Origin of the sequence: Marinimicrobium sp. UBA4209, assembly GCF_002381585.1 — a bacterium.
Lineage (GTDB): Bacteria > Pseudomonadota > Gammaproteobacteria > Pseudomonadales > Cellvibrionaceae > Marinimicrobium > Marinimicrobium koreense.
The window spans coordinates 10,891-18,392 of record NZ_DFTP01000047.1 but is presented as its reverse complement, the minus strand read 5'-3'; the positions used below and the strand labels follow the sequence as shown (position 1 = coordinate 18,392).

9 protein-coding genes are annotated in these 7,502 nt (G+C 58.1%); 3 read left to right on the top strand and 6 right to left on the bottom strand.

The window, feature by feature from the left end; all coding sequences use genetic code 11:
- On the top strand, positions 1 to 188 hold a 188-nt coding region (locus B3187_RS06650; RefSeq protein ID WP_286805282.1), incomplete at its 5' end, for a hypothetical protein.
- A 64-nt stretch (positions 189 to 252) separates the two neighbouring features.
- Here the strand turns inward: B3187_RS06650 and B3187_RS06645 are convergent.
- The 3 genes from B3187_RS06645 to B3187_RS06635 all read right to left on the bottom strand — a co-directional run bounded on the left by B3187_RS06645 (position 253) and on the right by B3187_RS06635 (position 2,577).
- Complete coding sequence (locus B3187_RS06645; RefSeq protein WP_286805280.1) at positions 253 to 1,065, bottom strand: glycoside hydrolase family 11 protein; 813 nt, start codon at positions 1,063 to 1,065, stop codon at positions 253 to 255.
- A gap of 134 nt (positions 1,066 to 1,199) precedes the next feature.
- A complete protein-coding gene (locus tag B3187_RS06640) occupies positions 1,200 to 1,784 on the bottom strand; it encodes an HD domain-containing protein (protein WP_286805278.1) in 585 nt (194 codons plus the stop codon).
- 34 nt (positions 1,785 to 1,818) lie between these two features.
- Positions 1,819 to 2,577 carry a TIGR01458 family HAD-type hydrolase gene (locus tag B3187_RS06635; protein WP_286805277.1) on the bottom strand — a complete coding sequence of 253 codons (759 nt, stop codon included), beginning with the start codon at positions 2,575 to 2,577 and terminating at the stop codon, positions 1,819 to 1,821.
- Between the two features lie 102 nt (positions 2,578 to 2,679).
- On the opposite strand from B3187_RS06635, the gene B3187_RS06630 reads away from it, so the two are divergent.
- Positions 2,680 to 3,312: an SDR family oxidoreductase gene (locus tag B3187_RS06630; RefSeq protein ID WP_286805276.1), complete on the top strand. Its 633-nt coding sequence runs from the start codon at positions 2,680 to 2,682 to the stop codon at positions 3,310 to 3,312.
- A 125-nt stretch (positions 3,313 to 3,437) separates the two neighbouring features.
- Here the strand turns inward: B3187_RS06630 and B3187_RS06625 are convergent, their stop codons facing one another.
- Positions 3,438 to 4,832, bottom strand: a complete 1,395-nt coding sequence (locus B3187_RS06625) for a family 43 glycosylhydrolase (RefSeq protein ID WP_286805275.1) — start codon at positions 4,830 to 4,832, stop codon at positions 3,438 to 3,440.
- 395 nt (positions 4,833 to 5,227) lie between these two features.
- Here B3187_RS06625 and ylqF point away from each other — a divergent pair, with 395 nt between their 5' ends.
- Positions 5,228 to 6,163, top strand: a complete 936-nt coding sequence (gene ylqF / locus B3187_RS06620) for a ribosome biogenesis GTPase YlqF (protein ID WP_286805273.1) — start codon at positions 5,228 to 5,230, stop codon at positions 6,161 to 6,163.
- Here the strand turns inward: ylqF and B3187_RS06615 are convergent.
- Positions 6,136 to 7,254 (bottom strand): AI-2E family transporter, encoded by a 1,119-nt coding sequence (locus B3187_RS06615; protein ID WP_123637060.1) that lies wholly within the window; start codon positions 7,252 to 7,254, stop codon positions 6,136 to 6,138. The genes ylqF and B3187_RS06615 overlap by 28 nt on opposite strands.
- A gap of 15 nt (positions 7,255 to 7,269) precedes the next feature.
- The coding region (locus B3187_RS06610) for a hypothetical protein (protein ID WP_286805270.1) at positions 7,270 to 7,502 on the bottom strand (233 nt) is incomplete at its 5' end.

Below are 7,502 nucleotides of genomic sequence, written 5' to 3'. Positions count from 1 at the left end.
AGAGGGCGGACGAGGCGTTACAGGAGTTGAGCGAAACCCTGCCGCCACAGGAAGAGATCAGCGCTACAACCGTCTATTCCGATATTGTTCTGGAATCACGATTGAACCGCATACTGAGGTCCGACCAGGTCGAGCAGTTAATGACTTTCATCAGGGAGCAGAGGGGAGAGCAAAGCGGAGCCGAGTAAAGGACTGACCCGCGGGTATTGATCAGCACTGATCGACCCCCCGGGTCATCGCGTCCAGCATCCTCTACCGGTCGGAGGCGTCCCACACCTGACCCGACCCAACACCGTCATTGGCCGGGTTGAACACCTCGACCGCCATGACCTGATAGGTGGGGTCATCGCTGGCGTCAAAGTTATTCATATCCGGAATAATCCAGCCGGTATCCGCCCACGCTTTGACGTGATCGGCGAAGTTGATTTCGTAGTCCTTGCCCAGCTCGCGCTGCTCGGTCGGCTTGCTCCAGTACTGGTAAAACGTGGAGGTATTGTTGATCGACGGCTTCTGCTCGCGTACTGAGCGATACGTAGAGTACTCGACGCCGTTACTGACAAAGGTCTTCCCGTACTCACCGTCCTGACTGGGGTCGTAGGTCCAGCGCTGGAGAATATAGTACTCCACCAGGTGGGCCGGATCATCCTTCGGCATGGTTTCATCGTAGCCCCAGCCGTACAGTGTGATATAGCTCGCGCCGCTGTCCTCATCGAAGCGGTACCCGATCACCCGATCTTCATCGCCATAGTGCCAGCCGGGGCCGCCGACGTAGTTATAACCGCCACCTTCCCACTCCACCTTGAATGACCCATCGGTCTCCAGCGCCAGTGTGGTTGCGCCGCCGTCTTTCCAGTGAGTGAAGAAAAAATCACCCACATGGCCAGTGGCATGGCTGTCGGTAATCACGGTGTCATCGGTGAATTTTTGGGTATAGGCCTTGAACTTCTCGATGCCGGCTGCGGAGGCCGTATCGCTGGAATCAGGAGCCTGTTGCTCGGTAGCACAGCCCACGGCGCCAAACAGGGCGAGAGCCAGTGCGGTAGTCGTAAGACGATGGGTTTTCAAAGCTCGGTCCTCTTATTGTCTCCCGGCGAGACCTCCATACCTGAGGTGCACGGGAGCTTGAATGTCAGTAGTGGTCCTTATGACCATTATTAGAGCATTTATCCGCCTCGAATACAAAGCCAAAATAAGCGGTTTCAGGACTCCTTCAGCCACCCCTGCTCGACCGCGTAATCTACCTTTGCAACCACCCACTGATAGATGTCCGGTTGTTCCAGTTCAACAAACTGATGCATTTCCAACACCTGGCTTTTATAAATCCCGTTCTCCTGCCATGCTCGCCCGTTACTGGAGATATTGTGCAAAAACGGCAGCAGTCGATCGATGACCTTCAGCAGTTTGGCTTCCCTGCTTTGCCCAAACTCCTGCTCGTCCCACAGGGTCAATAAGTTCTGGATGGGGTTTCCAGGGTGGAATGCAATCCTTTCAACACACTTGCGCTCTTCAAGGTGGGCAGCGTCACGATTGGCGCTGTAAAGAAACGTATCACCGGCATCAATTTCACCCAGATCATGAACCAACGCCAGCTTGATAAGCGTCAAAACATCAAAATCATCTTGCAACAATTCTGAGAACGCCCAACACGCCATCGCCAAATGCCAGGAATGTTCGGCCGAGTTTTCTACTCGCTCTCCGCCATTGATATAGGTTCGGCGGTTTACGGACTTCAGGCCGTCAAGTTGAAGTAGAAAATCGGATAGTTGAGTAACACTTTTGTTCACCAAGCCTCCTGATACTCGCACTCGAATACCTTCGTTATAGCATCGACGGTAATACTTTTACAGAATCCAGAACTATCGCGGCCGGGCTCAATTTCTTCTCGTCCCCAGCCTGATATTTTCCGGTTTTCACCAACCGGGCCTGCAAACCGGCTTTGAGTGCCCCCTCCACATCCCCAAATACGTCGTCGCCTATCATCAGGCACTGGTCCGGTTCCAGGCCCGTGGAGGTCACTACCTGGTGAAAGAATTCCGGGTTGGGTTTGCCCATGACCACGGGCTCCACATCGGCCGCCCAGGCGACCGCCCGGACGAAGGGGCCGGCATCCAGGCAGAGGGCGTCGCCGTCGTTGAAGTATTTGTTCTCGCCAATGGCAATCAGCCGTTTGTGGGCCTGTGCGATGCGAAACGCCTGGTTGAGGTTACGGTAGTTCAACTCGTCCCGCGCATCGCCCAGCACCACGCAGTCGGGTTCGCGGTCGCCCAGGGGCCCGAACAGGGCCTTGATGCTGGGGTGGACCAGCGCGTAGGGGGTCAACTGGTGTTCCCGCACGTAGGCCAGGGCCGCATCGGGGGCGGTGAAGAGTTCTTGCGCTGTCACATCAAAGCCCAGTTGTTGCAGCTTCTCCAGTAACTGTTCACGTGACTTGGTGGCGGTGTTGGTGACAAACCGCAGTACCAGGCCCCGGTCTCTGGCCGCCGCGACGGCCTCAATGGCGCCGTCGATTCGCCGATCACCCTCGTACAGAACACCGGACAGATCGAAAAATACGGCTTTGATGCGGGTGTCGTTCATGGCGGCCTCCAGTGGCATCGACGGCTCTTTTCTGATGATGCCAGACTTTTTGTCTTCATGGTAAGGTGTTGTCATTGCACTGGAGATAAGGGGAAACACGCAATGACTACCTTGATAATTGGCGCTCACGGGCAGATTGGCCAGTTACTGGTCCAGGAGCTGGCGGACCACCACCAAAAGCCGCGCGCCATGGTGCGCAACGAGCCGCAGGCCGAGGCGGTGCGCTCTCTGGGTGCTGAGCCCGTGATTGCGGATCTGGAAGGCGATTTCAGCCATGCGTTTGAAGGCTGTGACAAGGTGGTATTTACCGCCGGCTCGGGCGCCAAAACCGGGGCGGACAAGACCATTCTGGTGGATATGTGGGGCGCAATAAAGGCAGTGGATATCGCGAAGGCCCGGGGTATTCAACAGTTTGTGATGGTCAGCTCGCGCGGGGCGGAAGATCCGGAAGCGGGGCCAGCCAAGATCAAGCATTACACCGTGTGCAAGAAAGTTGCCGATGATCACCTGTTGGCGAGCGGCGTGCCCTACACCATTCTGCGGCCCGGACGATTGACCGATGACCCGGCCTCGGGACGGGTGATCAACCATTGGCCGGAGAAAGCCGAGGACCAGTGGATTTCCCGCGCGGATGTGGCGCTGGCGATTGAGCATTGTCTGGGGTCGCCGGGGACGATCGGGAAGATTTATCCCCTGTTTCATGGGGATCAGCCGATTGCGGCTTGTTTGGGGTGAGCGGTTCGAGTTGGGTTACGGCGGATGCGGGCTGCGCCCTTATCCGCCCTACGCGTGTCTATACCGCTGCGCCCGGCCGTAGGGCGGATAAGCCGAAGGCGCATCCGCCGTAACAAGGTTAGTGATTAATACTGACGGATCATGGTCCAGCGTTGGTTGGTGCCGCCGGTGCTGTTCCACTGCAGGATGTTGGCGCCGTTGGCAGTGCTTTTTCCTTCCACATCCAGCACCATGCCGCTCAGTACCGATTCAACTTCCACGTAGTTACCCGCCGGGTTGATCTGCCAACGCTGGCCGGCGCTGCCCCAGTAGTCCCACTGGGCGATATTGGCACCCGCTGAGGTACTGCCTTCCCACACATCCATGCCCTTCAGGCTGAGGCCGTTGATCAGGCTGTATTCACCGGTGCCGTGGTCCACCACATACCATTTCTGGTGCAGGCCACCATTATCCTCGTACTGCACGACGTTGCCACCGTTGGCGGTATCGGCATTGGCAATCTCCAACAGCTTGCCACTGAGCTGGGACTCGAACTGATAAAGCCCCTCGCTCACCCCACCACAACTGGTGATGGAACTGAAGTTGTGGGTCATTGAGGGCCAGCCGCCGGAGAAGGTCATGCGCTGAATATCCAGCTTGGCATTGCCGCCGTCATTCAGATCGTAGTAATGAGTGGTGACGTAGTTACAACCGTCCTGCTTGAGCACGCCGATATGGCCGGGGCCTTTGCGCTTGCCGTCTTCGTTGGGCAACAGGTTTCGCTCGCCGGTATAGGGGCCAAACACGCTGGTGGAGCGGGCCACCTGCACTTCATAGGTACTGTCCGCGCCCCGACAGCAGAGACCACGGGTGAAGAACAGGTAGTAGTAATCGCCGTTGCGGGTAATGTACGGCGCTTCAATGGACTGGTGGCCGCCGCCATAAATCTTGGTGACGGCGCTGGCGAGCTTACCGGTATTCTGATTGATTTCCGCTACACCCAGGCCGCCGAACCAGGAGCCGTAGGACATATACACCTTGCCGTCGTGATCGCGGAACAGGGCCGCATCAATCGCATTAATCTCTTCCGATCCGCCATAGGACTGCACCACCACACCCAGGTCCTGCCAGTTGGGGTTCTTCAACGACGGGGTGCGCACCACGCCGATGGCGGAACGGGAGCTGCCGAAGGTGGAGACGGAGTAGTAGACGTAGTAATAGTCGCCCATCTGGATGGCATCCGGCGCCCAGAAGTGGCCTTCAAAGCCGGGCACCGCGTCGTTGATCCAGGCCGGCCAGGAGCTGCCGAAAATATCGCCGGGGTTATCCCAGTGGACCAGATCGGTGGACCGGGAGTACCAGACGCCGTTGCCGGTGGTGAAATGGAAGTAGGTATCCCCATCACGCACCAGTGTAGAGGGGTCATGGGAGTTGGTAATGCCGGTCAGGTCCAGTGCCAGGGCGGGAGTAGCTCCCAACAGCAGGGCAACCAGGCCGAGGCGGCGCAGGGTCGGTAGTAAACGGAGTATCGTTGTTCTCATGGGTCACCTATTTATGCTTATGGTTAGTGGGTCCATTCGTATTATTATCCTATCATCGTTCGAAATTTAGGTTATCAAGGTTGGGCCGGGGCGGACAAGGATTTGTAATACAATTTTTGAATAGATGAGGTATCTGTTATTTCGATAATTTTGGGTGGCACAACTGGAAACGAGTTTAGGTTACGGCGGATGCGGGGTTATACCGCTGCGCTCGGCTCCTACGCAATCTGATCTGGCATTCGATGGTTGGCTCGTTGGGTTACGGCGGATGCGCGCTGCGCGCTTATCCGCCCTACGCGGGCATTCGATGACTGGATAGCTGGTTGTGGTTGGGTTGGATTGCGGGCACAATCGCCCTCCCCCGCCGATGAATACGCAGCCTGGTAGAGAATTGAATGGCGATTAACTGGTTTCCCGGACATATGCATAAGGCCCGCAAGGAGATTGCGGAGGTAATGGCCCATATGGATGTGGTCATTGAGGTGCTCGATGCCCGTATCCCCTACTCCAGCAAGAATCCGATGATTCCCGCGCTGCGCGGCGACAAGCCGTGCATCAAACTGCTCAATAAGGCCGACCTGGCGGACCCGGCCATGACCGAGCGCTGGGTGGCCCACCTGGAGCAGGAACAGGGCGTGACCGCCCTACCCGTCACGCACCGCAAGCCCGAGAGCATTCGTCGACTGCTGGTGCAGATTCAGGACATTCTGGCGGACCGGAACCTGAGCGCACGCAACACCCAGGCGATGATCATGGGGATTCCGAACGTGGGCAAATCCACCCTGATCAATATCCTCGCCGGGCGCAAGATTGCCAAAACCGGCAACGAAGCCGGGGTCACCAAATCCCAGCAACGAATCAAACTGGACAACCGGGTGGTGCTGACCGACACCCCGGGGTTTCTGTGGCCCAAACTGAATCCGCCCAGTTGCGGATACCGACTGGCCGCCACGGGGGCGATCAAGGAGAAGATCTTCGACTACCCGGAAGTGGCACTGTTTACCGTGGCCTATCTGGGCCAGCAATACCCCGAGGCGCTCAAGGCCCGCTACCGGCTCACGGAGCTTCCCGAAGACGACCTGGAGCTGCTGGAAAGCATCGGCCGGGCTCGGGGTACGGTGCGCAAGGGCGGCCAGGTGGACCTGGAGAAAGTCTCCGCGCTGCTGATCAGTGAACTGCGGGACGGGGTTCTCGGCCCCATTACGCTGGAAACGCCGGAGATGACCGAACGCGAAGAGGCCGAAGCCCGGGAGGCCGACGAACGGGCCAAAATCGAAAAGGAAGAAAAAGCCAAGCTGCGCCGTCAGCGGGCGCGCAAAAACCGGCGTTGACGCTTGGGTGAGCTGTTATCGAGCAGTCGTGAAATCGGCATCAACTGCGGCACATTTTCACAGACGATCTTGAAGCTCGCCAGCAAGGGAACCGCCATTAGCGCTCCCGCCACACCCCATAACCAGCCCCAGGCCACTACCGAGATAAACACTGCGGTGGGTGTAACGGCCAACCGCCGCCCGATCACCATCGGCGTAATCATGTGCCCCTCGGTAACCGACAGTGCCATGTACACCCCCGGCACCAGCAAGGCCTGGGGAATGCTCGGGAAGGTGGCGAGTCCGACCAGCGTGAGAATCCCGGCCATCACGACCGCGCCAACGTACGGCGCGAAATTGAAACAGGTGGCCATGATGCCCCACAGCAGAGCGTTCTCCACGCCGAGCAGCTTCATTGCCAGCGCCACACAGGCACCCAGCGTAATATTGATCACCGTAATGGTCGCCAGATAGCGTGAAATGTCCTGGCGAATGCGGTACGCAATGCGCACGATGCGGCGACGCGAACCGAGATTAGCTCCCAATTGTGTCGCCTTGCGCAGAAAGCGGTCACCCGCAGCGAGCAGAAAGTAAGTCAGAAAAACCACGATGGTCAGCCCGGCCAACAGCGTCGGCAGGTTGGCCAGGACAAAAGAACCCAGGGTACTTTCCCGTTCGACCTTGACCTCAACCGGGGTCATCTTGTCGCCATCCCCGAGGATGTAAAGCTGACGCACTTCCTCGGTCACCGCCTGAAGGTTTGACAGCGGACCGCTGAACTCCGAGAGCTTTTCGCGAAACCCGCGTACCACGTCGGGAATATTCTGCAACCACTGCTCGGCGGGTTCAATCAATAACAGGAAGATCAGTACCACACCGTAAACCAACAGCCCCATCAACACCAGAGCCGAGAGCGTGGGAGGAATGCCGTAGCGCTGGCCATAGCGAATGACCGGCGCGAGCAGCGCGCTCAGTAACCACGCCATGGTGATCGGGATCAGAATCGGAGAAGCGACATGCAGCGCCGCCACCAGGGCGATCGTCGCCAGCACCAGTAAGGCAATCAGTTGGAAATGGGGCAGACCAAAGTGCGAGGAAAAGGGTTTGAACATGAGGTGGATGAATCCTTACACCAGCAGGTGGGCCCACAATTGGCGGGCCAGTCGCATCACCGGAAGCGTGCGTACCGCCCTGGCCATCCGGCCGCCAAAACGCCCGGTCAGGAAGCCGGCCGAAAAACAACCCGCCACTGCCCAGCCCCCTTGCAGATGCGTTTCCAGCCCCGCACGCGCCTCGTGACGAAGTGCATTGAGCACCCGACGCTCATGGTGAATGGCGGAGGACAAACGAGCCACTTCCC